Genomic DNA, 26,711 nt, shown 5'->3' with positions numbered 1-26,711 from the left:
TGCCAGCGAAAGGGCCCGCCCAGGCGCGGCATGACTTACGGGCCTCTTCGCCGGCAAGCCGGCTCCTAGGCGGCAGGGGGCTGCACGGCTGCTGTTACTTGGGGTACAGCGGCGGCAGGCTGGTGGTGTCCGCCACCGGGTCCTGCACTCGCTCGTTGATGGGGATGGCGCGGATCGCTCGCCAGAGTTCCTCACCTTGCCAATATTGGCCGGTCTCGCTGTAGAGGGCGCCGTTGAGGCCGTCCAGGGCATCGGACAGGGGGATGAAACGCGCGGCCATGTCGGCCAGGGTTTCCGGTTGCTGGCGCGCCCAGGCATCCAGGGCCTGGCGGGTGGTCTGTGGGTCGTTGGCCTGGCAGGCGCGCTTGAGGTCGTCCAGCAGCGAGCGTGGGCTGGGGCCGGTCTGGGCCGCCCGCAGCACCGCCGGTTGCGATCGCGCGCGCCACCACAGGCCAAAGCCCAGCAGGGTGGTGCAGGCCAGCAGCAGGGTGCTCAGCTGCCACAGCCACAGGTCGCTGTTATCGACACTGGCCTGGGGCGTGCCGGCTGGGGTGTCCACCACCAGGCTGGGGTTGTTCGCCACTTGCAGGGTTCGCGCCGGCAGGCTGGTCTGTTCCAGGCGATCTTCCAGGGTGTTCCACCAAGTGATCTCCAGGGCCGGCAGTTCGAGGTCACCGGTGCGGGTCGGCACCAGGGCCTGGCGCTCTTCGCGAGTCCCCAGCAGGCCGTGCTCGATGTGCTGGTTGCTCAGTTGCGGCTGATCCGGGTAGCTGCGCAGGCCATTGATCTCGGCCTGGGGCAGCGGTGGCAGTTGGGCGCTGGACAAGCCCTCGGCGCTCAGTGTCAGGCTGCGAGTCAGGGAGTCGCCGACCTGCGGGTGATCGGGCTCCGGGCTCCAGCTTTCACTCAGGGTCAGGCTGCGGGCGGGCAGCCAGGGGGCATCGGCGGGGTAGGCGGCAGGCTTGGCCAGCACCTGCAGGCTCAGTTCGGCGGAGCTGACGTGGATCAGCTTGCCGGGCTTGGGTGCCTGGGACGTGGGCTCTTCTGTGCCTGTGCCCGGGTTGGCCGGGGTGGCGGTGAAGGTCAGCGCCGGGATCAGCAGTTCGCCGCTGCGCTGGGGATAGACGGCGTAGCGCATCTCGATCACCCCATGGCGCACGCCATTGATGAGTTTTTCGTAGGTGCGCGGCTCTCCCAGTTGCTCGATCCGGGCATCGCTCAGTTGCAACGGGCTCAGGCTGCTGTCGTCGAACAGCGGCACCGAATGGTAGATGTGCAGGGTCAGCAGGGCCTGGGCCTGGACATAGACCTTGGGCTGATCGAGTTCGGCGTTGATGAACACCGGTTCCAGGCGGCTGTCCTGATCCTGCACCGGGCTGGCGTTGACTTGCAGGGTCAGGGCCTGGCTCTGCAGGTTGCCCAGCTGCAGCGGGGCGATCTCCAGGGTGCCGGTGTGGCGCGGCAGCAAGGTGACGATCCAGCGGGTGCTGGCGTGGCTGTCGCCAAGGCTGTTGAGCTGGTTGACCTGGCGCGTACCGCGCACTTCGAACTGGTTGTCCAGGGACGTCAGGTCGGGCTTGCCGAACTGGGTGACGTCGGTGGACTCCAGGGTCAGCTCGACAGTCTCGCCGGAGTTCACCTGGTTGCGGTCCAGGCTGGCGAGCAGCCCGGCAGCCTGGGACGCCGAGGTCCAGAGCGCGAGGGCGAGCAGAAGGGCGGTGCAGCGGGTCATCGAAGTTTTCCCTGATCCTGATGTTGTTGCTGTTCGTACCAGAATTTACGCCTCAGCAGTTCCCCCGGGTCGTCCGGGATCTTGCGCAGCCATTGCTCCAGTGCCTGCTGGTGTTCGGCGTCCAGGCTGTCCTGGGCCGGACGCAGGGGCGTGGTGGTGTGCTGGTCGTCCAGCTCACTGCCGGGCACTTCACTGTAGCCGTTGCGCTGCGGGTCGGGCGCTGTGGCCTGGCCCTCGTTGGCCGCAGGCTGCCCGGGGGTGTCCGGCGGGGCGCTGGCGGTGCTCGGCAGGGTGGCCGTAGCGCTGGGTCCGTTGGTGTTGCTGTCGTCGCTGTCGGGGTTTTCCGGCTGCGGCGGCGGTGTTGGCGGGGTGGCTTGCTGCTGTTGCAACAGGCTTTCCACCAGGGCCTTGTTGTGTAGCGCCGGCTGCAGCTCGGGCTGGCGTTCCAGGGCCTGTTCGTAGGCGTCGATGGCGGCTTCCAGCTCACCACTGCGCGCCAGGGCATTGCCGCGATTGTAGTGGGCGCGGGCGTCGTTGCCTTCGGCAAAGCGCTCGGCGGCGGCATTGTAGTTGCCGGCCTCGTACAAGGCCACGCCTTGCCATTGCGGGTCCTGGAAGTGTCGTGCAGCCTCGGCCGGGCGCTGCTGTTGCAGCAGGCGCTGGCCTTGCTGGTCGGGGCGCAGCCACAGGTCGTTGAAGTCCAAGGCGTAGCTGGGTTGCGGCGCGGCCAGTAGCAGCAGCGGCAGGCAGAACAGCCAGCCCCGGCGTCCGGCGCAGGCCGCCAGCAGCAACAGGGGCAGCAGCAGCCAATAGCCCTGGTCGGCCCAGGTGTCCAGGCGCAGGGTCTGGCCGTCGCTGCGCACGCCTTGCGGCCCGCCCGTCAGACCCAGGCCCTTGAGGTCGCTGTCGTCCAGGCGCGCCTGACGGTAGCGGCCGCCCACCTCGCCAATGAACTGCTTGAGGTCCGGGCTGTCCAGGCGCGATACCAGGATCGCCCCCAGGTCGTCCTTGAGGTAGCTGCCGTCTTCCAGGGTCACCGGGGCACCGTCGCGGCTGCCGAGGCCGAGCATCAGCAATTGCGGTGTTTCACCGTCAAGCGCCTGGCGGATGCCCTGGCGTTCCTGTTCGCTGAGGGAGGAGGCCATCAGCAACACCCGGCCCTGGCCCAGGGCGCCCTGGTCCAGCAGCTTGAGGGCCTTGAGCAGGGCCAGGTCGGCGCGCTGCCCGGCCTGGGGCATGATCGATGGCTTGAGGGCGTCCAGCAGGTTGCGGCTGGTGGCCAGATCATCGGACAGCGGCACCAGGGTGTGGGCGCTGCCGGCGTAGACCACGATCGCGGTCTGGGCGTCGCTGCGCAATTGCAGCAGGTCCAGCAGTTTGTGCCGGGCCTGTTCCAGGCGATTGGGCGGCACATCGTTGGCGAGCATTTGCGGGGTCAGCTCCAGCAGCACCACCAGCGGGTCGGCGGGTTTCTGGCTGGTCTGTTCCACCCGCTGCCAGCTCGGGCCGAGCAGGGCCAGCACTGCCAGCAGCCAGGCCAGGCCCAGGGCCACCCAGGGCAGTTTGCTTTCGCGGCCGTTGCCGCCGCTGAGCAGGGCGGCGTGAAAGGCCGGTGGCAGGATCATCTGCCAGCGTCCGGCGCGCTTCTGCCGGTGCCAGAGCTTCCACAGCAGCAGCGCCAGCAGTGGCAGCACCAGCAACCATCCGGGCCGGAACCAGTGAGGCCAGAGACTGATCATCGACGCCTCCGCAAGCGCAGGCGCTTGAGCCGCTGGCGCCAGTCATGGGCAGGCAGCAGGAAGTTCGACTCGGTGAAGAAGCGCTGCAGCGGGTTGTGCGGCCAGCGCTCGCGCAGCACCAGCAGCACGCTGAGCAGCAGCGCCGTGGCCAGGGGCCAGTGGTACAGGGCCTGGGCCGGGCGGGCCTGGGTCGGTTGCTGGGCCACCGGCTCCAGTTGGTCGAGGGTGTCCTTGATGGCTTGCAGTTCCTGACCGTCACGGGCACGGAAGTAGCGCCCGCCGGTGACTTCGGCCAGTTCCTTGAGGGCCGGCTCGTCCAGGTCCAGGCTCGGGTTGAGCCCCAGCAGGCCGAGGGTCGCGCCCTGGTCCGGGTCGGCACCGATGCCGATGGGGTAGATTTTCACCCCTTCCTCGGCGGCCAGGCGTGCAGCGGTAATGGGCGGGATTTCGCCGCCGTTATTGGCGCCGTCGGTGACCAAAATCAGCACCCGGCTCTGCGCCGGGCGCTGGCGCAGGCGTTTGAGGGCCAGGCCGATGGCGTCGCCAATGGCGGTGTTCTTGCCGGCGATGCCGATCTTCGCTTCATCCAGCCAGATCCGCACCGTGCGCCGGTCGAAGGTCAGGGGCGCTTGCAGGTAGGCCTTGCTGCCGAACAGGATCAGGCCGACCCGGTCGCCTTCGCGGTGTTCGAGAAAGTCTCCCAGCAGGTGCTTGACCAGGCTCAGGCGGCTGACGTCTTCGTCCTGCCATTGCATGTCGGGAAAGTCCATGGAACCGGAGACGTCCACCGCCACCAACAGATCGCGGCCGCTGGCGGCCACCGGCAGCGGTTCCCCCAGCCATTGCGGGCGTGCCGCGGCCAACAGCAACAGGACCCAGAGCAGGATGAAGCGGGCCTGCTGGCGCCAGGCCGGCAGGTGGGCCCGGGCCCTGCGCTTGGACAGGCCTTCCAGGTCACTGAGGAAGCTCACCTTCAGCGCCGGCTCGCCGCTGTCGGCCACCGGCAGCACCAGGCGCAGCAGCCAGGGCAGCGGCAGCAGGGCGAAGATCCACGGCCAGGCGAACTCAAACATGCTTGCGAATCCAGGTGTCCACCGCCTGGGTCAGGCCGGCGATGGCTTTGTCGTCGAGCTTGCACTCGGGTTTGTAGGCGCCTTCCACCAGCACCATCCAGCGGGTCAGGCCGGCGGCCGGGCAGCGGTTGTCGAGAAACGCCAGCCACTTGCGGCCATTGAGGGTGTGGCTCTGGCTGTAGGGATAGTGGTTGCGGCACAGGCGCTTGAGCAGGGCGTTGAGGGCCTGCAGCCAGGCGCCGGCCGGGGCGCCGTCATAAGGCTTGGGCAACAGCGCCAGTTCCGCCAGGGCGGCCAGGCGCACCGGGTCCAGGGGCTGTTCGCTGCGCGCGCGCGCGGCTTTGCGTGGCCACAGATGACGCCAACGCCAGGCCGCGAAGCCGAGCACCGGCAGTAACAGCGCCAGCAGCCACCAGCCTGGTGCTGGCGGCCACAGACTGATATCGGGCGGCAGCAGCAGCGGTTGCAGTTGTTCCAGGCTGCTCATCGGCCGGCTCCCGGACGCTGCGGATTGAGGTACTCGCGCAACTGCTCGACCATTTCGCTCTGGGTGCTCAGGGGCATCAGCAGCACCCGCAGTTTTTGCGCCAGGCGTTCCCAGCGGGCGATGCGCGCTTCGCTCTGGGCCCGGTAGGCCTGGCGCAGTTCGTAGTTCAGGGTATCCAGTTCCAACTGCGCGCCGCGCTCGGCAAAGCGCAACAGGCCGGCGGCGGGCAGGGCATGGTCCAGGGGGTCGGACAGCGGCATCAGCAGCAGGTCGCAGTGCCGCGACAGCAGGCTCAGCTGTTGTTCGGCGGCGTCGCTCAAGGCGCGCTCGTCGCAGATCACGATCACCAGGCTGCCGGGGCGCAGCACTTCACGGCCGCGCAGCAGCGCGGTGCCCAGGGCATCACGCTGGGGCTGGGCTTCGCTGTGCAGCGACTGGTTGACCCGCACCAGGCGGTTGAGCAGTTGCAACAGGCTCTGCTTGCTGCGTCGCGGTTTGATCTCGTAGTGCTCGTCGTCGCCGTAGACCAGGCCGCCGACCCGGTCGTTATGACCCAGGGCGGCCCAGCCGATCAGGCTCGCGGCCTGGGCGGCGAGCACCGACTTGAACATCAGCCCGGAGCCGAAGAACAGCTGGCGGCTCTGCTCGACCATGATGAAGATCGGCCGCTCGCGCTCCTCGTGGAACAGCTTGGTGTGGGGTTCCTGGGTACGGGCGGTGACCCGCCAGTCGATGGTGCGCACGTCGTCGCCGGCCTGATAGACCCGCACCTGATCGAAGTCCACGCCGCGTCCGCGCAGCTTGGAGTGATGCAAGCCGATCAGCGGGCTGCGCTGGCTGGGGGTGGAGAACAGCTGCACCTCGCGCACGCGATGGCGCATCTCGATCAGCTCGCCGAGGGTGATGCGAATGCCGGGTTCGGCGATGGCTTGAGTCATGGAGATCAGGCGACGGCAACGACGTCGAGGATGCGCTGTACCACACGGTCCTGGTCGATGCCTGCCGCTTCAGCCTCGAAGGACAGAATGATGCGGTGGCGTAGCACGTCGAACAGCACCGCCTGGATGTCTTCCGGGCTGACGAAATCGCGCCCGGCGAGCCAGGCGTGGGCCCGGGCGCAGCGGTCCAGGGCAATGGAGCCGCGGGGGCTGGCGCCGTAGGCGATCCACTCGGCCATTTCCGGGTCGAACTTGGCCGGGGTGCGGGTGGCCATCACCAGTTGCACCAGGTATTCCTCCACCGCGTCGGCCATGTACAGGCCGAGGATTTCCTTGCGCGCGGCGAAGATCGCCTGCTGGCTGACCCGACGCTCGGGCTTGGTTTCGCCATTCAAGGCTTCGCCGCGGGCCTGCTGGAGAATGCGGCGCTCCACGGCGGCGTCCGGGAAGCCGATCTTGACGTGCATCAGGAAGCGGTCGAGCTGGGCTTCGGGCAGGGGATAGGTGCCTTCCTGCTCGATGGGGTTCTGGGTCGCCATCACCAGGAACAGGGGCGACAGTTCATAGGTGCTGCGCCCGACACTGACCTGACGCTCGGCCATGGCCTCCAGCAGCGCCGACTGGACCTTGGCCGGGGCGCGGTTGATTTCGTCCGCCAGCACCAGGTTGTGGAAGATCGGGCCTTGCTGGAACACAAAGCTGCCGGTTTCCGGGCGATAGATCTCGGTGCCGGTGATGTCGGCGGGCAGCAGGTCGGGGGTGAACTGAATCCGATGGAATTGCGCTTCAATGCCTTCGGCCAACTCTTTGATGGCCTTGGTCTTGGCCAGTCCTGGAGCGCCTTCGACCAGCATGTGGCCGTCGGCGAGCAGGGCGATGAGCAAGCGCTCGATGAGTTTTTCCTGGCCGAGAATCTGCGTTGAAAGAAAGGTTCGCAGCGCCAATAGCGCTTCACGATGTTCCATCGGTGACTGTTCCTGGAGAGGGTGCGCCCCGGGCGTTGAACTAACGTCGGGGCTGGGGGCGATACTTTAATCCATAGCGGGGGTCGGCGACTAACGGGGAAAACCTGATTTAGCCAATTAGTCGAAAAAAAACACCGCCACCCACCGATTCCCGCGGGCGGTTCCTGTAGCCGCTGCCGCAGGCTGCGCAGGAGACGCGGGGATCTGGAGGGCGCCGCAGGTTCGACGGCGGGTCAGGGCAGTTGGCTGATGTAGGTGCCGGTGCCCTTGAGGATGTTCTGCAGGGTCAGTTCCACTTCGGCCAGGTCCGAGGCGGCGGTGCTGTGGCGGATTTCCAGGTGGTCGGAACCGTTCAGGGCGTCGGCGTCGGCCGCGGCGATTTCGATCAGCAGCGTGGTCGGGCTCAGGGTGACCTTGACGCCATCGAGGGTCGAGGGCTCGCCGTCGAGGGTGATCTCCAGCTCGTCCTCGTCCGGGTAGCGGCTCATCAGGAACATCTCGCCCTGGCTGCTGTGGCAGCAGAGCATGGCCATGTTGTCTTCTTCGTCGTCGCAAGGGTTGGCGATCAGGTGGGCAGTGGTCATGAGCATGGGGGCATTCCTGGGGCGGGGGCCGGCAGCGGCCGGACAGGGCAAAAAGAAACAATTCTGCCAGCCCGAGGGAATTTCTGCTGGCTTGTCTGTCAGAGAACAGGTCGTGAACAGTCATCACCTGCAGCGTCACTTCTGGTACGCAAGTACCGTGAAACCGGGGAAAAACCCTGGTTTTTCTCCGTCGCCTGCTAGTGTTGTTCAGGGCACCGTCCGCCAGTTGCGTGCCGTTGACCGAATATGTCGCAGCATCGCAAGCAGCTGTCGCGTTCCACTCGTTAAGCTGCGCAGCGGACAATTTGTTCTCAAGTGCAATAGGTTGCGTCTGATTTGCGATGGTCACCTGTAAAGGCATTGCGCGCTCTGCAAGCGCCAGTCGTTTTTGCAGATGCCCATCCCGGGAAGGTGAATGTGACCTGTGCGTCTCGTCCAGCTTCACCCACCTGGCATCCTGCAACCTCTGCCCGAGACCAGGAGCAGGATGCACCACCGCCCCGCAAGGGGTTTGCACGCGACGCTACCATCAATAACAAGCCCAAGCGGAGTACCACAGATGGCGTTCTTCACCGCAGCCAGCAAGGCCGACTTCCAGCACCAACTGCAAGCGGCACTGGCCCAGCACATCAGTGAACAGGCACTGCCACAAGTGGCGCTGTTCGCTGAACAATTCTTCGGCATCATTTCCCTGGACGAACTCACCCAGCGTCGCATGTCCGACCTGGCGGGCTGCACCCTTTCTGCCTGGCGCCTGCTTGAGCGCTTCGATCACGCGCAACCGCAAGTGCGCGTCTACAACCCCGATTACGAACGTCATGGCTGGCAGTCGACCCACACCGCGGTGGAAGTCCTGCACCACGACCTGCCGTTTTTGGTGGACTCGGTCCGTACCGAGCTCAACCGTCGCGGCTACAGCATCCACACCCTGCAGACCACCGTGCTCAGCGTACGTCGCGGCAGCAAGGGCGAGCTGCAAGAAATCCTGCCCAAGGGCACCCAGGGCGAGGGCGTGCAGCAAGAGTCGCTGATGTACCTGGAGATCGACCGCTGCGCCAACGCCGCCGAACTCAGCGTGCTGGGCAAGGAGCTGGAACAGGTACTGGGTGAAGTGCGGGTCGCCGTGGCCGACTTCGAGCCGATGAAGGCCAAGGTCCAGGAACTGATCGAAAGCATCGACAACAGCCAGTTCGCCATCGCTGCCGATGAAAAGACCGAGATCAAGAGCTTTCTGGAATGGCTGGTGGGCAACCACTTCACCTTCCTCGGCTATGAAGAATTCGTGGTCGGCACCGATCAGGAAGGCGGGCATATCGACTATGACCCAAGCTCCTTCCTCGGCCTGGCCAAGCTGCTGCGCGCCGGCCTCACCAGCGATGACCTGCGCATCGAAGACTACGCCGTCAACTACCTGCGCGAACCGACGCCGCTGTCGTTCGCCAAGGCCGCGCACCCCAGCCGCGTGCACCGTCCGGCCTACCCGGACTTTGTCTCGATCCGTCAGATCGACGCCGACGGCAAGGTGATCAAGGAATGCCGCTTCATGGGCCTCTACACCTCCTCGGTGTACGGCGAAAGCGTGCGAGTGATTCCCTACATCCGCCGCAAGGTCGAAGTCATCGAGCAGCGCTCGGGCTTCCAGGCCAAGGCGCACCTGGGCAAGGAACTGGCCCAGGTCCTGGAAGTGCTGCCACGGGACGATCTGTTCCAGACCCCGGTGGACGAGCTGTTCAGCACCGTGATGTCCATCGTGCAGATCCAGGAACGCAACAAGATCCGCGTGTTCCTGCGCAAGGACCCGTACGGCCGTTTCGCCTACTGCCTGGCCTATGTGCCGCGCGACATCTATTCCACCGAAGTGCGGCAGAAGATCCAGCAAGTGCTGATGGATCGCCTGCAAGCCACTGACTGCGAGTTCTGGACCTTCTTCTCCGAGTCGGTGCTGGCCCGCGTGCAGCTGATCCTGCGAGTGGACCCGAAACAACGCATCGACATCGACCCGCTGCTGCTGGAAAAAGAAGTGGTGCAGGCCTGCCGCAGCTGGCAGGACGACTACGCCAGCCTGGTGGTGGAAAGCTTCGGCGAAGCCCACGGCACCAACGTGCTGGCGGACTTCCCCAAAGGCTTCCCGGCCGGCTACCGCGAGCGCTTTGCCGCGCACTCGGCGGTGGTGGACATGCAGCACCTGCTGAGCCTGACCGAAGCCAACCCGCTGGTGATGAGCTTCTACCAGCCCCTGGGCCAGGTGTCCGGCCAGCGCGAGCTGCATTGCAAGCTGTACCACGCCGACACCCCGCTGGCGCTGTCCGACGTGCTGCCGATCCTGGAAAACCTCGGCCTGCGCGTGCTGGGTGAGTTCCCGTACCGCCTGCGCCACAACAATGGCCGCGAGTACTGGATCCACGACTTCGCCTTCACCGCCGCCGAAGGCCTGGACCTGGACATCCAGCAGCTCAACGACACGCTGCAGGACGCCTTCGTCCACATCGTCCGTGGCGATGCCGAGAACGACGCCTTCAACCGGCTGGTGCTGACTGCCGGCCTGCCATGGCGCGACGTGGCGCTGCTGCGTGCCTATGCCCGCTACCTGAAGCAGATCCGCCTGGGCTTCGACCTGGGCTACATCGCCAGCACCCTGAACAACCACACCGACATCGCCCGCGAGTTGACCCGGTTGTTCAAGACCCGTTTCTACCTGGCGCGCAAGCTCACCAGTGAAGACCTGGAAGACAAGCAGCAGCGTCTGGAACAAGCGATCCTCACCGCCCTGGACGACGTTCAGGTGCTCAACGAAGACCGCATCCTGCGACGCTACCTGGACCTGATCAAGGCCACCCTGCGGACCAACTTCTACCAGACCGACGCCAACGGCCAGAACAAGTCCTACTTCAGCTTCAAGTTCAACCCGCACCTGATCCCCGAGCTGCCCAAGCCGGTGCCCAAGTTCGAAATCTTCGTCTACTCGCCACGGGTTGAAGGCGTGCACCTGCGCTTTGGCAACGTGGCCCGCGGCGGTCTGCGCTGGTCCGACCGTGAAGAAGACTTCCGTACCGAAGTCCTGGGCCTGGTAAAAGCCCAGCAAGTGAAGAACTCGGTGATCGTGCCGGTGGGCGCCAAGGGCGGCTTCCTGCCCCGTCGCCTGCCACTGGGCGGCAGCCGGGACGAGATCGCGGCCGAAGGCATCGCCTGCTACCGCATCTTCATTTCCGGCTTGCTGGACATCACCGACAACCTGAAAGACGGCGCCCTGGTGCCACCGGCCAACGTGGTGCGGCATGACGGCGACGACCCGTACCTGGTGGTGGCGGCGGACAAGGGCACTGCGACCTTCTCCGACATCGCCAACGGCATTGCCATCGACTACGGCTTCTGGCTGGGTGACGCCTTCGCCTCCGGCGGTTCCGCCGGTTACGACCACAAGAAGATGGGCATCACCGCCAAGGGCGCGTGGGTCGGCGTGCAGCGCCACTTCCGCGAGCGCGGCATCAATGTCCAGGAAGACAGCATCACCGTGGTCGGCATCGGCGACATGGCCGGCGACGTGTTCGGCAACGGCCTGTTGATGTCCGACAAGCTGCAACTGGTGGCGGCGTTCAACCACCTGCACATCTTCATCGACCCGAACCCGGACCCGGCCACCAGCTTCGTCGAGCGCAAGCGCATGTTCGAGCTGCCGCGTTCGGCCTGGACCGACTACGACACCAGCATCATGTCCGAAGGCGGCGGCATCTTCTCGCGCAGCGCGAAGAGCATCGCCATCTCGCCGCAGATGAAAGAACGCTTCGACATCCAGGCCGACAAGCTGACCCCGACCGAGCTGCTCAACGCCTTGCTCAAGGCGCCGGTGGACCTGTTGTGGAACGGCGGGATCGGCACCTACGTCAAGGCCAGCACCGAGAGCCACGCTGACGTCGGCGACAAGGCCAACGACGCTCTGCGCGTCAACGGCAACGAGCTGCGCTGCAAAGTGGTGGGCGAGGGCGGCAACCTGGGCATGACCCAGCTGGGTCGTGTGGAGTTCGGCCTCAATGGCGGCGGTTCCAACACCGACTTCATCGACAACGCCGGTGGCGTGGACTGCTCCGACCACGAAGTGAACATCAAGATCCTGCTCAACGAAGTGGTGCAGGCCGGTGACATGACTGACAAGCAGCGCAACCAGCTGCTGGCCAGCATGACCGACGAAGTCGGCGGCCTGGTGTTGGGCAACAACTACAAGCAGACCCAGGCCCTGTCCCTGGCCGCGCGCCGTGCCTACGAGCGTGCTGCCGAGTACAAGCGCCTGATGAGCGACCTGGAAGGCCGCGGCAAGCTGGATCGCGCCATCGAGTACCTGCCGACCGAGGAGCAGCTCACCGAGCGCGCCGCCACCGGCAAGGGCCTGACCCGTCCGGAGCTGTCGGTGCTGATTTCCTACAGCAAGATCGACCTCAAGGAAGCCTTGCTCAAGTCCCTGGTGCCGGATGACGACTACCTGACCCGTGACATGGAGACCGCGTTCCCGCCGAGCCTGGTGGCCAAGTTCTCCGAGGCCATGCGTCGCCATCGTCTGAAGCGCGAGATCGTCAGCACCCAGATCGCCAACGACCTGGTCAACCACATGGGCATCACCTTCGTGCAGCGCCTGAAGGAGTCCACCGGCATGAGCCCGGCGAACGTCGCCGGTGCCTACGTGATCGTGCGGGACATCTTCCACCTGCCGCACTGGTTCCGTCAGATCGAAGCCCTGGATCACCAGGTCTCGGCCCAGGTGCAACTGGAGCTGATGGACGAGCTGATGCGTCTGGGCCGTCGGGCGACCCGCTGGTTCCTGCGCAGCCGTCGTAACGAGCAGGATGCCGCGCGCGATGTCGCGCACTTCGGTCCGCACCTGGCGGCGCTGGGCCTCAAGCTCGACGAACTGCTGGAAGGCCCGACCCGCGAAGGCTGGCAGAACCGTTACCAGGCCTATGTCGAAGCCGGCGTACCGGAGTTGCTGGCGCGCATGGTTGCAGGCACCACTCACCTGTACACCCTGCTGCCGATCATCGAAGCGGCCGACGTGACCGGTCAGAGCGCGGCCGATGTGGCCAAGGCCTACTTCGCCGTGGGCAGCGCCCTGGACCTGCCGTGGTACCTGCAGCAGATCAGCGATCTGCCGGTGGGCAACAACTGGCAGGCCCAGGCCCGTGAAGCCTTCCGCGATGACGTGGACTGGCAGCAACGGGCGATCACCATCAAGGTGCTGCAGATGGCCGATGCGCCGGACGACATGGAAGCCCGCGTGGCCCTGTGGCTGGAGCAGAACGCGAGCATGGCTGATCGCTGGCGCGCCATGATGGTGGAAATCCGTGCCGCCAGCGGCACCGACTACGCCATGTATGCCGTGGCCAACCGGGAACTGCTGGACCTGGCCATGAGCGGTCAGTCGGTGCTGTAACGGCCTGACCCCGCCCCAAGCAAAAAAGCCCCGTATCGCAAGATACGGGGCTTTTTTATTGCCTGGCGTCGGTGCCGGCAGGCGGTTGTCGGGTAAGGCTTAGCGGGTCTTGGCCGAGGCGTCCTGCTCGACCACCATGTCCAGCACGTAGACCGTGGACGGGGCGTCGGCAGGCGGGTTCTTCCATTCGTATTGCTTGACCCGCAGCACGTTGCGCACGCCGTCCTGGTGCTCGTAACCCTCGATGGACTGGTACAGCGGATGCCAGGCGTCCTGGGTTGGCAGTTGCAGGCCGGCGGCATCGTAGCGGCGCTCACGCACTTGCAGGCACTGGAAGTCGGGGATCAGCGGGTGGCTGCATTTGACGGTCTGGGCCGCCACTTCCAGGAAGCGCGTCTGGCCCTGGCTGCCGTAGCGGGTCTCGGGGGTGGGCTGGCCTACGAACTTGAGCTGGGTGCCGTCCTGGGTGGTCAGTTGCAGGGTCGGAGTCGATTCGTCGCCGCCGAAGGTGGTGCGCAAGTCGCCCTTGAACAGGCGGCCGACTTCGGCATCCAGGGTCATCAGGCTGGGGTCGCAGGCCATCATGGTCGAGGCCAGGGGCTGGACCTTGAGCACGCCGTTTTCAGACTGGAAACCGCCGAACTGGCGGTTGCAGCCGCCGCTGATGTTGAGGTTCTGCCCGGTGAAGGTCAGGCGCAGCTGGCGCTCGATGCCCTTGTCCAGGGCGGCAACGGGTTTGCCCGCCGCGTCGCTGGCCGAGACCAGTTGCCAGTAGTAGGCGGCCAGTGCGGGTTGGGCGCTGACGGAGGCAGTGCTGGCGGGCATGGAAGAAGATCCTTCAGGGGGAGTGGACGCCGGGGTGCAGGCCTGGAGCAGGGCGGCACAGACGGATACGAGGAGGATGTTTTGCTTCATGGTTCGCTCTTTCAGCCTTGATGGAGTATGGCCTGGCGCATGGGCGGCAGGCCCAGGCCGGTAACCTGTGGCAGTGTTGCGCGGCGCCCGCCACCTGGGCCGGGCGCCGCCGGACGACCGCTGCCGTTACCGATTGCGATGTGACAGCACTGTGCCAGTTCGGTTTCATGGCCGCTGGCCAGCGGGAGTGTTACCAAATCTTGCACGCGCGTTGCAAGCAGCGCCCCGGATTGCCCGCCGCCCGGTGTCCCGGGCTTACCAGAACCAGTAAGGCAGGAATTTGGGCGTTGGCTCATTGGCCAGTTCCAGGTGATAGGTGATGGCGTTGAAAAAGAACCCATCGAGCAAGAGAAACGCCGCCACGCCGAACGCCAGGACGATCACCTCGTAATGCCGGTGCTCGGCGTATTGCCGGCCGATCCAGTAGCGCACGCCGCTGAGCAGGACAAAGCTTGCGAACACACCGGCGAAGTTGGGCTGCAAGGGCTGGGCGGCAAACGCGTTGTAGCCCAGCACCAGCAGCGCCAGGACCGCGCCGCTGGCCGGCAGGTTCAGGCACAGGCGCAGCAGGCGTTTGCGGGTGGCGCTGAACAGGCCGTTGGGGTCGATGAATATATAGGCCGCCAGCAGGGAAATGGCCGGGGTGATGGACACGATGTAACGCGCCTTCTTCGAGTTGGGAATGCTGAAGAACAGGATCAGCACCAAGAACCAGGCGCCCAGGTACAGCAGCAGGCGCGGTGCCGACGGCGGTGGCGCGCTGAACCCCTGCCTGGCGCTTCTGGCCATGACGCACAGGGCGTAGAACGCGGTGAAGCAGTAGGTGATCAGCCCGACGCTGAAGTAGAAGTAATAGCGTGGCGAGTGATTGCTGGCGATCCGGCCCAGGCCCTGCATTTCCAGCACTTGCTGCATGAAGGCGTCACCACCCTGCACGTGGGCGGCCCAGGCCAGCAGGGCGACCCCGGCGGCGAACAGCAGGCCGCTCAGCAGCGAGAACCCGACCAGGGTCCGCCACTGCCGGCTCAGCAGGTAATAGGTGCCGACCACCAGTGCCGGGCCGATCATGCCGATCGGTCCGCGCAGGGCAAAGCCCAGGATCAGCCCAAGCAATACCAGCGCCAGGCGTGCGCGCTGTTGCTTGAGATCGGCGGTGTAGGCCAGGTAGAAGCAGCCCGCGGTGATCAGGGCGGGGTAGATGTCCAGGGCCAGGGAGTTGACGCTGTCCAGGAACGCCCAGGTGAACAGCGCAAAGAGCACGCCGCAGACACCCCATTTCTGCTCATGCAGGGCCCCCAGTTTGTAGATGAACACCAGCATCAGCGACGCGGCAATGCACAAGGGCAGGCCCATCGACAGCACGGACAGCTGGCCGAAGGGCAGCGACGCCAGGTAGACCAGCAGCGTGTTGACAACGGTGTAGTCGGGATACGGCTGCAGATCGTCGGCGATGGGGAACAGCGTCATGCCGTGCTGCAGCATGTACTCGGCGAAGTCGACGAAGCGCGTGGTGTAGTTGAGGACGGCCGGTTTGTATTGCAGGCCCATGAACAGCACCAGGGCCACCAGGAAAATACTCAGGCCGGGTCGTTGCCAGATTTGTTTTTGAACGCTTTCCATGTTCACAACACACAAAAAAAGCCGACGGTATGGTGGCCAGCACTCGAACGCGTGCACGAATGGCGGCGTGGCAGGTTGCTGGCACCGGTTTTTGGGTGCAGCAATCTAGCGCGGCCGAGGTTAACGGCCGGTATAGGGGCGCAGTCCCGGCAGTGGCCGCTTCAGGCCCGAGGAGCTGGCCCTCAGGGCCGTTGCGGCTTGACCGAAGTGCCGAAGGTATTACCCATGCGCACGCTGGTGGCGGCCGGTGTCGAGAGCCCGACCTGGTTCGGCGGGCGCTTGTGCACCGGGTCCTCCATGGCCTGTTGATTGGCCTGGGCCGCCTTGACGGCGTCCGGGTCGTTGCCCATCTGTTTGCTCAGGCAGTTGTAGTCGGGGGCCTTGTAGCCGCCGACGCTGACTTCCACGCAACCCTCGCGGGCCTCCTCGGCCTGCAGCGTCCAGGGCAGGGCGCACAGCAGCAACAAGGTGGCGGCGTATTGGCTTGAACGATTCATCCTGGCCTCCTGGCAGGCCCGGGAAAGCGGGCCTCGATGCCGGCCGAGTGTAGTGCAAACCGATGACTGAAAAAGTGATGGTTTTTTTGCCGTGGCCGTAACACCAGATTCATAAACTGGCCTCAGGATGACGCTTTTAGGGATTGGACTGCAGTGCAGCGACGCAGCGCGCAGGTCGGGCGATGGACTTCATTGCACGGGGGCTTGGCGACCTGTGTGCTGGGGTTCGTGCTGCTGGCGTTGATGCCGCAGGGCTGGGGCCAGCCCGCTGTCGAGGGACCGCCCCGGGTGGATTCCCAGGCCTTGCTGACGCTGGAGATTCCGGCGCAGAACCTGGTGGATGCCCTGGAGCTGTTCAGTCGCGCCACAGGAATGGCGGTGCTGGTTGATCGGGAGTTGACCCGGGGGCGGCGGTCGGTGGGGATCAAGGGCCGCTACAGCGCTCAGGAGGGCTTGAGTCGCCTGCTGGCGGGCAGTGGCCTGATGGCCCGTTATGCCCGCAGCGATGCCTTCACCCTGCAGGTGCCGCAGGCCACGCCGGCCACGCCGCTACCGGGTGCGGGAAGCAGCCGGGCGGCGCGGCTCAACAGCAGTTATGCCAGTGCCGTGCAACAGGCGGTGGAGCACAGTCTGTGTGGTTCGGCGCTGACCCGTCCGGGCCGCTTTCGCGCCTTGCTGCAACTGTGGATCGGCGCCGATGGCCGGGTGCAGCACAGCCGCCTGGTGAGCTCCACCGGCGATCTGCAGCGCGATGAAGCCTTGGTGCAGCGCCTGGCGGACACCCGGGTTCAGCGCCAGGCGCCCAGCTCGCTGCGCCAGCCGCTGACCTTACTCTTGATACCGGACACAACAGGGAAACGCATGGACTGCAGGGAATGGGAAGGAGCTTCCGGGGTATGAAAAATACCGCACAGAGTGCGATGGTCAGGCTGTTCCTGACGTCCTACGAGGACTTTCGGGTGCGCTTGCGCAGGCGCCTGGGCTCCGAGGACCTGGCCAACGACGTCCTGCATGAAACCTACCTGCGGGTCGACCGCATGGAAGAGCCGCCCAACCTGCTGCAACCCAATGCCTACCTCTATCGCATGGCACTGAACATTGCCGCCGACCGCCGCCAGTCCGACGCCCGGCTGCTGACCGGCGACGAGGTCGAGGAACTGCTGCACATCGCCGATGACACCCAGGACCCGTCGCGGGTGGTGGGCGGCCAGAAAGAAATCCAGACCCTGCTCAAAGCCCTCTACGAACTGCCGGCGCGGCGGCGCAAGATCTTTATCGCCGCGCGCCTGGAAGAGGCGCCGCACCTGGAAATTTCCCAGCGTTTCGGCATTTCCACACGGATGGTGGAGAAAGAAATCAAGGCTGCCCTGGGCCATTGCGCCTTGCGCCTTGAAAGAAAAGTCATTCAGCGGTTCGGTCCCGGGGCCGGAAAACTGTCCTAGACAAAGAGTCCCTGATCAATCCGTGAGTACCTGCGCGCTTGAACATTTTTAGCATCTGCACCCCCCAGGCCTCGGCGGACCCGCAACTGTTGAGGGAAGCCCAGGACTGGCTGGTCCTCCTGACTTCGGGTCGGGCCACCGTGGCCGACGCCCGGGCGCTGCGCCAATGGTGCGCACAAAGCCCGCAGCACGCGGCCGCCTTCGAGCACACCAAGGCCCTGTGGCACTGCCTGCAACCGGCAGCCCAGCAGTTGGAGCAACAGTCCCGGCCCCGGCACTTGGGGCGTCGGGCGTTTCTGGGTGGCGCGATTGCGGCGTCGGCGGCGCTGTTCATGGTGCGGTTCACTGTCCCGGGCGGCTTTGCCGGGCTGACCGCGGATTTCGCCACCGACGTCGGTGAGCAGCGGCGGGTGGACCTGGCCGACGGCGTGAGCCTGGAGCTCAATACCCAGACCCGCATCAGCCGCCGCGACCCGGGCGCGGGCGAGCAGGGCATCGAGCTGCTGGAGGGCGAGGTGGAAGTTTTCAGCCACAGCACCCAGGCGCTCAAGGTCCAGGCCGGTGATGGCTGGCTGAGTGCGCGCCAGGCGCGCTTCAACTTGCGCAACACCGATCATCAGGTGTGCGTGACCTGCATCGAAGGCAGCCTGCAAGTGGCAGTGGCGGGGCGCAGCATTCGCCTGGACAGCGGCCGGCAACTGACCTACGACGCCAGGGCGGTGGGCGAGCCGATCGCCGTGGACCCCCGCAGCGTGATCGCCTGGCGCGAGCAGGTGCTGGTGTTCGACAACGCCAGCCTCAACACCGTGATCAGCGAGATCAACCGCTATCGTCCGGGGATGCTGGTGCTGCTCAATGCCGAGTTGGGCCAGCGCAAGGTCCAGGCGCGCTTCAACCTCAACCAGTTGGCGGGCGTGGCCTTGCTGATCCGCGACGCCTATGGCGCCAAATGCACCGAGCTGCCCGGTGGCGTGGTACTGCTCAGCTGACACCCCGCGATATCCCTGCGTCTCCTGCGTCGCAATGCCGCCCAAGCCGTTCGCAGCCTGCGGCAGCGGCTACACAAACCTGATTCGGCACTGACCTGTAGCCGCTGCCGAGCCTCTGGCGAGGCTGCGCGAAGGTCCGCAGGACCTTGCCTGGCGATCTTGCGTCGAACCCTCAGCGTTTCGAACTCGCAGCGTCACCGACGCAGCCGTTCGCAGCGTGTTAGAGCAAGGGCCCTAGCACTTGCCGGTAGCGCTCTTCGCCCTGGGGTGTTTGCCGCACCAGGCGGATCTCCAGGCCCGGGGGATTGTCCTGGCGATTGCCACTGAGTTGACGCCAGCCTTTGTCAGGGTTCCAGACCCGTACCTGCAAATCGCTGACCCGGCCGAGCACGGCCACTCCGTTCTTGGGCGCCGGCAAGGGGTAGCGGTCCCGAACCTCGGCCTCGGCGCGGTACAGGGTGTCGCCCTTGAGCCACCAGCGCACGCGTTGCAAGCCAACCCCCGGGGCGGGGGCGCTGCGGATCACTTCCAGGCGAAAGCCCTTGCTGTCGGAACTGCGCACACTCAGCGGGGCGGGGCTGTCGGGTTCGGCCTCGTCGCTCTCTCCCAGGCTCGGTTCGCGCAACTGGGAAGCGGCCCGCAAGGCCACATCGCGCTCCAGCTGATTGAGGCTGCGCAGCAGTTCCTCGGTCTGTTCGGTACTGGCCCGCAGATGGCTGTCGGCCCGGGTGACGCTGTCCAGGCCGCGCCAGGCAATCAGGCTGACCAGCGCCATGAGCATGATCGCCACCATCACCTCGATCAGGGTAAAGCCGCGTTGTGTCGTCATGGCTGGCTCACCACTCGCAACTGGCCGCTGGCGCTGCGTTCTACCCGCAAGCTGTTCTGGCCGTCGGACAGCACCACCTGCAGCGGCGGGTTGATCCATTCGGCGTTCAGTACCAGGCGCTGCCTGGGCTCGATATGCACCTGCAGCGTCGGGCTTAGCCACTGCCGTGGCCGCAGTTGCCGGTCGTGGCGAAAGTCGTCGATGCCGCTGCCCTCGTCTTCGCGGCGGCTGAAGCTATAGCCCTTGGCCGTGGCCCGCCAGGTGATCGGCCGGCCGTCGGCCCGGGCTTCGGCCTGGGCCACTTGCAGCAACTGGGCCAGGCCCTCGGCGTCCTTGCGCAGGGTCTGCAGCGGATCGGGGCGGATGCTCAAGCCCACGGCGGCGCTGGCGATGCCGATGATCACCAGCACCACCATCAGTTCGATCAGGGTAAAGCCCTGTTGCTTGCCTGTGTGTCGCACCTTGTGCTCCTTGGCGACGGGACTGGCGCGCCCGACGCAGATGATCGCGCAGTGAAATAAAACCGTGAGAATTGAGCTGTAGGCTGTGGCAACGGACAAACAGGAGGTCCCGCCGATGCTACGTGCCATGTCATTTCCGTCGCGCCTTGACGCCCCCCGGTTGCTGCAATACGCGGCGTTGCTGGCGGCCCTGGCCGGTGTTGCCACCTGGTCGTCGCTGCTGCTGACCCCGGCGCAATCCCAACCCCCGGCAGTGGCGCCCCAGGTGCTCGCCGCGCGCTCCGACAACCCGGCCTTGCAGTGGTTTGCCAACCAGCCGGTGCAGGTGGATATCAAGGTGTCCGGGGTCATGGCCGGCGCCCGTGGCGCGGTGGCGATCCTGAGCCTGAACGACGGTCCACCGCGCAGCTTCCTGGCCGGCGAGCAACTGACCCAGGGGGTGCGCCTGGCCGCCGTCGAGGCCGACGGCGTGCTGATCGAGCGCGGCGGCGAACAGTCGCGGATCAAGGTCAGCAAGCTGCCGGACTCGCCGCTGCTGCCACGGCTGACACGCTGACCCTCACTGGCGCGGCGCCTGGGGCCGGCTGATCAGGGTTTCCAGGCGGGCCAGGGGCGGCGCCTCGCGGCTGCGCTCGCGCACCTGGACGCTGACTCGCAACAGCCCGGGCGCGGTCGCGGCGCCAATCGCCTGTTCGCAGCGCAGCTGCAGGCGTCCCTGGTCGCAATCGACGCTCTTCAATCCGCTGGGCAAACGACCTTCCAGGCGCAACTCGGCGAGCCGGCTCTGCGCCGCCAGCAAGGCCAGGGACTTGTCCCGCAGCAGGCCGTTGCTCTGGGTCATCAGCCCGGCCACGCGCACTGCCGCGGCCATCGCCACGGCAATGATGGCCAGGGCCACCAGCACCTCGATCAGGGTAAATCCAGCTTGTTTGGACACGGCTCGCATGGGCCCCTCGCGACTGGGAAACAGCCTCGCAGACTAGCCTGCGGGCTTGACCGAATGGCGACTGAAACTCCCGAGGTTTTTCAATACCACTGACATATCTTCTTGCAACACTGCGCGACGAATCGAACTCAAGCCAAGGAATGTCGAGATGGATATCGCGCCTGTCACCTCAATTGCTGCACCCCGAAGCCAGCGTGGCTTCACCCTGATCGAGATCATGGTGGTGGTGGTCATCCTCGGGATTCTGGCCGCGATGGTGGTGCCCAAGGTCCTGGACCGTCCCGATCAAGCCCGGGCCACGGCGGCCAAGCAGGACATCGCCGGCCTGATGCAAGCCTTGAAGCTGTATCGCCTCGACCACGGCAGCTACCCGAACATGAACCAGGGCCTCAAGGTGCTGGTGGAGCGTCCGGCCAATGCCAAGGACAGCAACTGGCGCTCCTACCTGGAGCGGCTGCCCAACGATCCCTGGGGCCGTCCGTATCACTACCTCAACCCGGGGGCCAATGGTGAGGTGGATGTGTTCTCCCTCGGTGCCGACGGCCAGCCCGATGGCGACGGCGTGAATGCCGATATCGGCTCCTGGCAGCTGTAAGGCCGGCCATGAACAGCCATTCGCCCCATGCGGCGAAGCAGCGTGGCATGGCCATTATCAGCGCCTTGCTGATCGCCGCGGTGGTGGCGGTGCTGGCCGCCGCCATGCTCTCCCGGCAAAGCACCTTGACCCGCAGCGTGGAAGCCGAGCAGGCGCGGGTGGTGGGGATCGGGGTGTTGCAGGGCGGCCTGGAATACAGCCGGCAATTGCTCTGGGACGCCCGTCAGCGCGACGTCCTGACCCGACTCGACCAGGCCTGGGCACGGCCCATCGGCGATCAGGCCTTGGGCGGCTTCAACGCGGGGTTCCAGGGCCGCCTGCAGGACCTGCAAGGCAAGTTCAACCTGCGCAATCTGGTGTTCAACCAGCAAGTGGACCCGGTGCAGTTGCAGGCCTTCGAACAGCTGTGTCAGCTGATCGGCATCGACAGCGCCCTGAGCCGACGCATCAGCCAGCGGGTGATCGCTTCCTATCCCCAGCGCTTGGGCAGCACAGCGCACGCCGCCAGCCAACCGGGCAGCTTCAACAGCGGTCGCCTGACGTCCCCGGGCGCGGCGACCCAGACCTTGCCGCCCCGGCAGCCGATGCTGCGCAGCCTGGACGACCTGCGGGGCATCCAGGGCCTGGACGAGGCCCGGTTGGCTCGTCTTGAACCCTACGTCAGCATCCTGCCGGGCAACACCTGGATCAACGGCAATACCGCCAGCGCCGAGGTACTGACGGCAGCGGTGCCGGGGCTGCCGCTGTCCCGGGCCAAGGCCCTGGTGGCGGAACGTGATGCCGGGCACTGGTTCATCAACCGTGGCGATTTCCTCAACCGTCTACGCATGCCCCATCTTGCGGTAGAGCAGATCAAGGTCGGCATCACCAGCGAATGGTTCCTGCTCCAGGGCCGGGCTCGCCGCGATCAGCGCCGGGTCAGCCTGGAGGCCCTGTTGCACCGTCCCGAGGACCGCATGCCCCAGGTGATCTGGTCGCGGGTGGGGGCATGAGTCGCTTGCGCATCGCCTTGCCGCCCCTGGCCGAGTTGATTGCGGCTGAAGCGCCATTGGCCAGCCCGGTGGACTTCGCCCGGCTCGATCGCAGTGGGCGGGTCGGGGAGATCGGCCTCCGTCCCCTGGGGCAACTGACCCAGGGTGGCAAACCGGTGCCGGTGGAGTGCTTCCTGCATCCGTTGGACAGCCTGCTGACCCATATCGAGTTGCCTCAGTTGCCGGCGGCGCGGATCAAGGCCGCGGTGGACTGCGCCGCCCAGGCGCTGATCCTCGGCCCCAGTGAGCAGATGCACGTGGCCCATGGCGCCCGGGATGCCCAGGGGCAGGTGGCCCTGAGCTGGTTGCCCAAGACCGCACTGCAAGCCCTGGGGCGTCTGTTGGCACAGGCCGGCCTGAAGCTTCAGGGGCTGTACCCGGCGCCTTATGCCTTGCCGGTGCCGCCGCCGGGGCAAGCCAACCTGTGCCTGCTCGATGGCCAGCTGCTGCTGCGCCAGAGCAGCGGACAGGGCAGCGTGCAGCCGCTGGTGGAAGAAACCCTGGAGCAGTTGCGGGCCTCGGGCTGCGAGGTGGGCTGGATCGGCGATGCCGCACCGCCGGTCTGCCAGCTGCTGCCGGGCGAGCAACGCTGGAGTGGCCCGCTGCCGGGATGGGGCTTGCACGCCGGCGCGGTGGCGGGGGGCGTGAAGGTCCAAGGCTGGGGCCGGGCCCTGGGGTGCTGCGCCCTGGCCGTGCTGGTCTGGGTCGTGGGGCTGAACCTGTATGCCGCCCGTGAGGCCGAGCAGGGCCAGCGGCTCAAGGCGCAGATGAGTCAGCGGGTCAAGCAGGTGTTCCCTCAATTGCCGGTGGTGCTCAATCCCCTGCAACAGGCCCGCCAGCAACTGGCGGCGCAGCAGAGCGGGGCAGCGGACCCGACCCAGGTGTTCAGCCGTCTGTTGCAGCAGGCCGGCAGTGCCATGCCCTTTATGGTGGGCAGCGTGCAGAGCCTGAGTTTCGCCGAGGACCGCTTGCAGCTGGAGCTGCTGCCGGACACGCCGAAGAACGCCGACAGCGCTTGGCAGGGCGCCTTGACCCAGGCCGGCTACAGCGTCCAGGCGCAGGGCAATGGCTGGAGCCTGAGCCCGGCCGCAGACGAGCCGGCCAACGTCGCCGACAACACCTCGGGAGTTGAAGATGAATAAGGCCAGGCTGGCGCAGTATCAGGCGCGCTGGTCACACCTGCGGACCCAGGTCCATATCCAGGTCCAGGGCCATTGGAACACGCTGGCACCAAGGGAAAAACGCCTGTTGAGCGCCACCGCCCTGGGCGTGCTGGGGCTGTTGCTGTGGTGGCTGCTGATCCAGCCGCCGCTGAAGACGATCGACTACTGGCAAGCCGAGACGCCGAAGCTGCGCGCCCAGGCCGAGGCCCTGGAAGTGCTGTTGCACGAGGCGGCGGGCCCTGACAGCCGGGGCGCGAGCCTTGAGCAATCCTTGCGCCAGACCCTGGACGGCGCCGGGCTCAAGGACCACTACCAGTTGCAACAGCCTGATGAAGCCGGCCCCGAGAGCTGGCGGTTGACCTTTGAGCAGGCCCCGGCGGATGCCGTGGTCGGCTGGCTGCTGGGGGCTCCCCGGCAGCTTTCACTGCAGGTGGTGGAGGCCCGTCTGCAACGCGCAGCCGCGGCCGCCGCCCAAGACTCGGCAGGCACACTGTCCGGGACCGTTCGCATGGATCAGGCGCAGGGCGCTAAGGAAGCTTCATGAAGTGGTCAGGTTGCAATTACGTGCGCCAGTGTCGCAAGGCCGCACCTTTTCTGCTGCTGGCGTTGGGGGCCTGCAGCAACACCCCGTCCACCACGCCGCCGCCCTTGCTGGTGGACAGCGAACTGGGCCAGCCCCTGGCCAATACCCAGCGCAGCGGCGATGCCCTGCTGGATCGCCAGCGCTTGCAGGCGCAACAGGCTCAGCGGCCGAAAGTGCTGCACCCGCTAACCAACAGCAGTCGCGGCCACAGCAGCCCGCGCAGCACCAGTGTGCCGCGCAACCCCCTGGGGGATCAGCCGGTGCAACTGAACTTCGTCGATGCCGATATCCAGGCGGTGGTGCGGGCCTTGTCCCGCTCCACCGGCCAGCAGTTCCTGGTGGACCCACGGGTCAAGGGCAGCCTGACCCTGGTCAGCGAAGGCCAGGTGCCGGCCCACCAGGCCTACGACATGCTGCTGGCGGCGCTGCGCATGCAGGGCTTTTCCGTGGTGGACGTGGGCGGGGTGGCCCAGGTGGTGCCCGAGGCCGATGCCAAGCTGCTGGGCGGACCGATCTACAGCGCCGACAAGCCAGCGGGCAACGGCATGCTGACCCGCACCTTTCGCCTGCAATACGAAAATGCGGTGAACCTGATCCCGGTGCTGCGGCCTATCGTTTCGCCGAACAACCCAATCAACGCCTACCCGGGCAACAACAGCATCGTGGTCACCGACTATGCCGAGAACCTGCAGCGTGTCGCGCAGATTATCGACGGCATCGACACCCCCAGCGCCATCGACACCGATGTGGTGGCGGTGCAGAACGGCATCGCCGTGGACATCGCGACCATGGTGGCCGAACTGCTGGAAACCCAGGGCGCCGACCAGACCCAGAAAATCAGCGTGATTGGCGACCCGCGCTCCAACTCCATCATCATCCGTGCCGGCAGCCCGGAGCGCACCGAGCTGGCGCGCAACCTGATCTACAAACTGGACAACGCCCAGAGCAACCCGAGCAACCTGCACGTGGTCTACCTGCGCAACGCCCAGGCCGGCAAACTGGCCCAGGCCCTGCGCGGGCTGCTCACTGGCGAAAGCGACAGCGGCGGCAACGACGGCGCCCGGGCCATGCTCAGCGGCATGGGCGGCAACAGCCAGAGCGGCCAGAGCCCGACCCAGAACAGCAGCGGCACGCCCACCGGCAGCGGCAACGTCAGCAACAGTGGCAGCAGTGCCTATGGCCAGGGCAGCAACTCCGGCAGCGGCTTGAGCGGCACTGGCCAGTCAGCGGATCAGAACACCGCCTTCAGTGCCGGCGGGGTCACCATCCAGGCCGACGCCACCACCAACACCTTGCTGATTTCCGCCCCGGACCCGCTGTACCGCAACCTGCGGGAAGTCATCGACCAGCTCGACCAGCGTCGCGCCCAAGTGGTGATCGAGAGCCTGATCGTCGAAGTGGGCGAGGACGATGCCAGCGAATTCGGCGTGCAGTGGCAGGCCGGCAACCTGGGTGGGCGTGGTGGCTTTGGCGGGGTCAACCTGGGCGGCAGCGGGCTGGTGGGCACCCCGGCCAGCAAGACCAGCATCGACGTCTTGCCCAAGGGCCTGAACATCGGCGTGGTCAACGGCACCGTGGACATCCCGGGGATCGGCAAGGTGCTGGACCTCAAGGTCCTGGCCCGAGCGTTGAAGAGCAAGGGCGGAACCAACGTGTTGTCGACGCCGAATCTTTTGACCTTGGACAACGAGGCGGCGAGCATCTTCGTTGGCCAGACCATTCCCTTTGTCACCGGCAGCTATGTCACCGGAGGCGGCGGCACCAGCAACAACCCGTTCCAGACCGTGCAGCGTGAAGAAGTGGGCCTGAAGCTTAATGTGCGGCCGCAGATTTCCGAGGGTGGCACGGTCAAGCTGGACATCTACCAGGAAGTCAGCAGCGTTGACCCTCGCGCCTCGGTGGATGCCGGGACCGTGACCAACAAACGTGCGATCGATACCAGCATCCTCTTGGATGACGGGCAGATCATGGTGCTGGGGGGGTTGCTGCAGGACGGTTACAGCCAGAGCAATGACGCGGTGCCGTGGCTGTCGAGTATTCCTGGACTTGGGGCATTGTTTCGCAATGAGAAGCGCAGCATTACCAAGACCAACCTGATGGTGTTCTTGCGGCCTTACATCATTCGCGACAGTGGCGCGGGGCGCAGCATTACCCTCAATCGTTACGACTTCATGCGCCGGGCGCAGGGGGAGTTGCAGCCGGAGCGCAGTTGGGCGATGCCGGATATGCAGGCGCCGCAGTTGCCTTCGGCGGCGAAGGCGATTCCGGGGGCGGTGCCGGTGTCGTTGCAGACGCCTGGGGTTGGGCAGGGGCCGCGGGCGACGATCAGGGCGGTGCCGGTGCAATGAAGGTGTTCATTCAGAGGCATGGAGCCTATGTCCGTTGTTGTGGTCATGGCCACTTTTGCAGGGGCTTTGACGGCCAATGGAGGGGGTACATATCCGTTGCTGCGGGTGTGGCTACTTATGGTTTCGCCCTTACGGCGAGTCCCTTTTTTTCAAACGCCAAAAAAAGGAACCAAAAAACGCTTGCCCCTCCATGGGCCCCTCGCTGGGGCTCGGGGTTCCCTCGCTTCGGCATTGCTCCGGGGGCCCGCCGCCAACCGGCCATCCATGGCCGGGTGGCGGCTAGCTCGGCATCCATGCCGAGCTGCCCCCTACGCAACGCCTACGCTCGGCCGGCTGGGAAGGGGCCGGAAGATCA

General features: G+C 66.0%; 23 protein-coding genes. 10 read left to right on the top strand and 13 right to left on the bottom strand.

Going from position 1 to position 26,711, the window contains the following annotated elements; all coding sequences use genetic code 11:
* Positions 1–94 precede the first annotated feature (94 nt).
* The 7 genes from PFZ56_RS22315 to PFZ56_RS22285 form a co-directional block, all read right to left on the bottom strand.
* Positions 95–1,732, bottom strand: coding sequence for a BatD family protein (locus PFZ56_RS22315; RefSeq protein WP_170004501.1), 1,638 nt, complete (start codon positions 1,730–1,732; stop codon positions 95–97).
* Positions 1,729–3,471 (bottom strand): VWA domain-containing protein, encoded by a 1,743-nt coding sequence (locus tag PFZ56_RS22310; RefSeq protein ID WP_170004499.1) that lies wholly within the window; start codon positions 3,469–3,471, stop codon positions 1,729–1,731. Before PFZ56_RS22310 ends, PFZ56_RS22315 begins: the two co-directional genes overlap by 4 nt.
* Positions 3,468–4,544, bottom strand: coding sequence for a VWA domain-containing protein (locus tag PFZ56_RS22305; protein ID WP_102879098.1), 1,077 nt, complete (start codon positions 4,542–4,544; stop codon positions 3,468–3,470). Before PFZ56_RS22305 ends, PFZ56_RS22310 begins: the two co-directional genes overlap by 4 nt.
* Positions 4,537–5,031 (bottom strand): DUF4381 domain-containing protein, encoded by a 495-nt coding sequence (locus tag PFZ56_RS22300; RefSeq protein ID WP_102879099.1) that lies wholly within the window; start codon positions 5,029–5,031, stop codon positions 4,537–4,539. The genes PFZ56_RS22305 and PFZ56_RS22300 overlap by 8 nt, the downstream gene beginning before the upstream one ends.
* Positions 5,028–5,969 carry a DUF58 domain-containing protein gene (locus PFZ56_RS22295; RefSeq protein WP_102863320.1) on the bottom strand — a complete coding sequence of 314 codons (942 nt, stop codon included), beginning with the start codon at positions 5,967–5,969 and terminating at the stop codon, positions 5,028–5,030. Before PFZ56_RS22295 ends, PFZ56_RS22300 begins: the two co-directional genes overlap by 4 nt.
* A 5-nt stretch (positions 5,970–5,974) precedes the next feature.
* Positions 5,975–6,934 carry a MoxR family ATPase gene (locus PFZ56_RS22290; RefSeq protein WP_003218556.1) on the bottom strand — a complete coding sequence of 320 codons (960 nt, stop codon included), beginning with the start codon at positions 6,932–6,934 and terminating at the stop codon, positions 5,975–5,977.
* Between the two features lie 233 nt (positions 6,935–7,167).
* On the bottom strand, positions 7,168–7,524 hold the full coding sequence (locus tag PFZ56_RS22285; RefSeq protein WP_102863321.1) for a hypothetical protein: 357 nt from the start codon (positions 7,522–7,524) through the stop codon (positions 7,168–7,170).
* Between the two features lie 553 nt (positions 7,525–8,077).
* Here PFZ56_RS22285 and PFZ56_RS22280 point away from each other — a divergent pair.
* A complete protein-coding gene (locus PFZ56_RS22280; protein WP_170004497.1) occupies positions 8,078–12,937 on the top strand; it encodes an NAD-glutamate dehydrogenase in 4,860 nt (1,619 codons plus the stop codon).
* Between the two features lie 99 nt (positions 12,938–13,036).
* Here the strand turns inward: PFZ56_RS22280 and PFZ56_RS22275 are convergent, their stop codons facing one another.
* The 3 genes from PFZ56_RS22275 to PFZ56_RS22265 form a co-directional block, all read right to left on the bottom strand.
* Positions 13,037–13,762 (bottom strand): META and DUF4377 domain-containing protein, encoded by a 726-nt coding sequence (locus PFZ56_RS22275; RefSeq protein WP_240322012.1) that lies wholly within the window; start codon positions 13,760–13,762, stop codon positions 13,037–13,039.
* A gap of 345 nt (positions 13,763–14,107) precedes the next feature.
* Positions 14,108–15,472 (bottom strand): hypothetical protein, encoded by a 1,365-nt coding sequence (locus PFZ56_RS22270; protein ID WP_170004495.1) that lies wholly within the window; start codon positions 15,470–15,472, stop codon positions 14,108–14,110.
* A gap of 182 nt (positions 15,473–15,654) precedes the next feature.
* Complete coding sequence (locus PFZ56_RS22265) at positions 15,655–15,969, bottom strand: hypothetical protein (RefSeq protein WP_102879103.1); 315 nt, start codon at positions 15,967–15,969, stop codon at positions 15,655–15,657.
* Between the two features lie 243 nt (positions 15,970–16,212).
* Here PFZ56_RS22265 and PFZ56_RS22260 point away from each other — a divergent pair, with 243 nt between their 5' ends.
* Genes PFZ56_RS22260 through PFZ56_RS22250 form a run of 3 tightly spaced genes read left to right on the top strand, consistent with a single transcriptional unit; the run spans position 16,213 to position 18,400 of the window.
* Positions 16,213–16,869 (top strand): STN domain-containing protein, encoded by a 657-nt coding sequence (locus PFZ56_RS22260; protein WP_102863578.1) that lies wholly within the window; start codon positions 16,213–16,215, stop codon positions 16,867–16,869.
* Positions 16,866–17,411: an RNA polymerase sigma factor gene (locus PFZ56_RS22255; RefSeq protein WP_102879104.1), complete on the top strand. Its 546-nt coding sequence runs from the start codon at positions 16,866–16,868 to the stop codon at positions 17,409–17,411. Before PFZ56_RS22260 ends, PFZ56_RS22255 begins: the two co-directional genes overlap by 4 nt.
* A 38-nt stretch (positions 17,412–17,449) precedes the next feature.
* Positions 17,450–18,400, top strand: a complete 951-nt coding sequence (locus tag PFZ56_RS22250; RefSeq protein WP_170004493.1) for a FecR family protein — start codon at positions 17,450–17,452, stop codon at positions 18,398–18,400.
* 220 nt (positions 18,401–18,620) lie between these two features.
* Here PFZ56_RS22250 and PFZ56_RS22245 read toward each other — a convergent pair whose 3' ends face one another.
* Together PFZ56_RS22245 and PFZ56_RS22240 are read right to left on the bottom strand one after the other, a co-directional pair.
* Positions 18,621–19,229 (bottom strand): type II secretion system protein J, encoded by a 609-nt coding sequence (locus tag PFZ56_RS22245; RefSeq protein WP_110597242.1) that lies wholly within the window; start codon positions 19,227–19,229, stop codon positions 18,621–18,623.
* Positions 19,226–19,645, bottom strand: a complete 420-nt coding sequence (locus tag PFZ56_RS22240; RefSeq protein ID WP_394304660.1) for a GspH/FimT family pseudopilin — start codon at positions 19,643–19,645, stop codon at positions 19,226–19,228. Before PFZ56_RS22240 ends, PFZ56_RS22245 begins: the two co-directional genes overlap by 4 nt.
* A gap of 172 nt (positions 19,646–19,817) precedes the next feature.
* Between PFZ56_RS22240 and PFZ56_RS22235 the strand changes: the two genes are divergently transcribed.
* Positions 19,818–20,246 (top strand): type II secretion system protein N, encoded by a 429-nt coding sequence (locus tag PFZ56_RS22235; protein ID WP_240322011.1) that lies wholly within the window; start codon positions 19,818–19,820, stop codon positions 20,244–20,246.
* A 3-nt stretch (positions 20,247–20,249) separates the two neighbouring features.
* Here PFZ56_RS22235 and gspI read toward each other — a convergent pair whose 3' ends face one another.
* Positions 20,250–20,636: a type II secretion system minor pseudopilin GspI gene (gene gspI / locus PFZ56_RS22230; RefSeq protein ID WP_170004489.1), complete on the bottom strand. Its 387-nt coding sequence runs from the start codon at positions 20,634–20,636 to the stop codon at positions 20,250–20,252.
* A gap of 148 nt (positions 20,637–20,784) precedes the next feature.
* Between gspI and gspG the strand changes: the two genes are divergently transcribed.
* From gspG to gspD, 5 genes are read left to right on the top strand one after another with little or no spacing between them, the layout of a single operon-like run.
* Positions 20,785–21,231: a type II secretion system major pseudopilin GspG gene (gene gspG / locus PFZ56_RS22225; protein ID WP_110653688.1), complete on the top strand. Its 447-nt coding sequence runs from the start codon at positions 20,785–20,787 to the stop codon at positions 21,229–21,231.
* 8 nt (positions 21,232–21,239) lie between these two features.
* Positions 21,240–22,223, top strand: coding sequence for a type II secretion system minor pseudopilin GspK (gene gspK, locus PFZ56_RS22220; protein WP_170004487.1), 984 nt, complete (start codon positions 21,240–21,242; stop codon positions 22,221–22,223).
* On the top strand, positions 22,220–23,404 hold the full coding sequence (gene gspL, locus PFZ56_RS22215; protein ID WP_170004485.1) for a type II secretion system protein GspL: 1,185 nt from the start codon (positions 22,220–22,222) through the stop codon (positions 23,402–23,404). The genes gspK and gspL overlap by 4 nt, the downstream gene beginning before the upstream one ends.
* The gene (gene gspM / locus PFZ56_RS22210) at positions 23,397–23,969 is read left to right on the top strand and encodes a type II secretion system protein GspM (RefSeq protein ID WP_170004483.1); all 573 of its coding nucleotides are present in this window, start codon (positions 23,397–23,399) and stop codon (positions 23,967–23,969) included. The genes gspL and gspM overlap by 8 nt, the downstream gene beginning before the upstream one ends.
* Positions 23,966–26,356: a type II secretion system secretin GspD gene (gene gspD / locus PFZ56_RS22205; protein ID WP_394304456.1), complete on the top strand. Its 2,391-nt coding sequence runs from the start codon at positions 23,966–23,968 to the stop codon at positions 26,354–26,356. Before gspM ends, gspD begins: the two co-directional genes overlap by 4 nt.
* Positions 26,357–26,711: the final 355 nt, after the last annotated feature.

The sequence above is a fragment of the Pseudomonas danubii genome, assembly GCF_042980055.1.
Taxonomy (GTDB): domain Bacteria; phylum Pseudomonadota; class Gammaproteobacteria; order Pseudomonadales; family Pseudomonadaceae; genus Aquipseudomonas; species Aquipseudomonas danubii.
This window is presented reverse-complemented; position numbering and strand designations above follow the sequence as displayed.

What these genes read in the sequence shown, in the direction of transcription:
- PFZ56_RS22315 (WP_170004501.1), bottom strand. Translation starts at nt 1,732, where the DNA reads ATGACCCGCTGCACCGCCCTTCTGCTCGCCCTCGCGCTCTGGACCTCG.
- PFZ56_RS22310 (WP_170004499.1), bottom strand. Translation starts at nt 3,471, where the DNA reads ATGATCAGTCTCTGGCCTCACTGGTTCCGGCCCGGATGGTTGCTGGTG.
- PFZ56_RS22305 (WP_102879098.1), bottom strand. Translation starts at nt 4,544, where the DNA reads ATGTTTGAGTTCGCCTGGCCGTGGATCTTCGCCCTGCTGCCGCTGCCC.
- PFZ56_RS22300 (WP_102879099.1), bottom strand. Translation starts at nt 5,031, where the DNA reads ATGAGCAGCCTGGAACAACTGCAACCGCTGCTGCTGCCGCCCGATATC.
- PFZ56_RS22295 (WP_102863320.1), bottom strand. Translation starts at nt 5,969, where the DNA reads ATGACTCAAGCCATCGCCGAACCCGGCATTCGCATCACCCTCGGCGAG.
- PFZ56_RS22290 (WP_003218556.1), bottom strand. Translation starts at nt 6,934, where the DNA reads ATGGAACATCGTGAAGCGCTATTGGCGCTGCGAACCTTTCTTTCAACG.
- PFZ56_RS22285 (WP_102863321.1), bottom strand. Translation starts at nt 7,524, where the DNA reads ATGCTCATGACCACTGCCCACCTGATCGCCAACCCTTGCGACGACGAA.
- PFZ56_RS22280 (WP_170004497.1), top strand. Translation starts at nt 8,078, where the DNA reads ATGGCGTTCTTCACCGCAGCCAGCAAGGCCGACTTCCAGCACCAACTG.
- PFZ56_RS22275 (WP_240322012.1), bottom strand. Translation starts at nt 13,762, where the DNA reads ATGCCCGCCAGCACTGCCTCCGTCAGCGCCCAACCCGCACTGGCCGCC.
- PFZ56_RS22270 (WP_170004495.1), bottom strand. Translation starts at nt 15,472, where the DNA reads ATGGAAAGCGTTCAAAAACAAATCTGGCAACGACCCGGCCTGAGTATT.
- PFZ56_RS22265 (WP_102879103.1), bottom strand. Translation starts at nt 15,969, where the DNA reads ATGAATCGTTCAAGCCAATACGCCGCCACCTTGTTGCTGCTGTGCGCC.
- PFZ56_RS22260 (WP_102863578.1), top strand. Translation starts at nt 16,213, where the DNA reads ATGCCGCAGGGCTGGGGCCAGCCCGCTGTCGAGGGACCGCCCCGGGTG.
- PFZ56_RS22255 (WP_102879104.1), top strand. Translation starts at nt 16,866, where the DNA reads ATGAAAAATACCGCACAGAGTGCGATGGTCAGGCTGTTCCTGACGTCC.
- PFZ56_RS22245 (WP_110597242.1), bottom strand. Translation starts at nt 19,229, where the DNA reads ATGACGACACAACGCGGCTTTACCCTGATCGAGGTGATGGTGGCGATC.
- PFZ56_RS22240 (WP_394304660.1), bottom strand. Translation starts at nt 19,645, where the DNA reads ATGGTGGTGCTGGTGATCATCGGCATCGCCAGCGCCGCCGTGGGCTTG.
- PFZ56_RS22235 (WP_240322011.1), top strand. Translation starts at nt 19,818, where the DNA reads ATGTCATTTCCGTCGCGCCTTGACGCCCCCCGGTTGCTGCAATACGCG.
- gspI (WP_170004489.1), bottom strand. Translation starts at nt 20,636, where the DNA reads ATGCGAGCCGTGTCCAAACAAGCTGGATTTACCCTGATCGAGGTGCTG.
- gspG (WP_110653688.1), top strand. Translation starts at nt 20,785, where the DNA reads ATGGATATCGCGCCTGTCACCTCAATTGCTGCACCCCGAAGCCAGCGT.
- gspK (WP_170004487.1), top strand. Translation starts at nt 21,240, where the DNA reads ATGAACAGCCATTCGCCCCATGCGGCGAAGCAGCGTGGCATGGCCATT.
- gspL (WP_170004485.1), top strand. Translation starts at nt 22,220, where the DNA reads ATGAGTCGCTTGCGCATCGCCTTGCCGCCCCTGGCCGAGTTGATTGCG.
- gspM (WP_170004483.1), top strand. Translation starts at nt 23,397, where the DNA reads ATGAATAAGGCCAGGCTGGCGCAGTATCAGGCGCGCTGGTCACACCTG.
- gspD (WP_394304456.1), top strand. Translation starts at nt 23,966, where the DNA reads ATGAAGTGGTCAGGTTGCAATTACGTGCGCCAGTGTCGCAAGGCCGCA.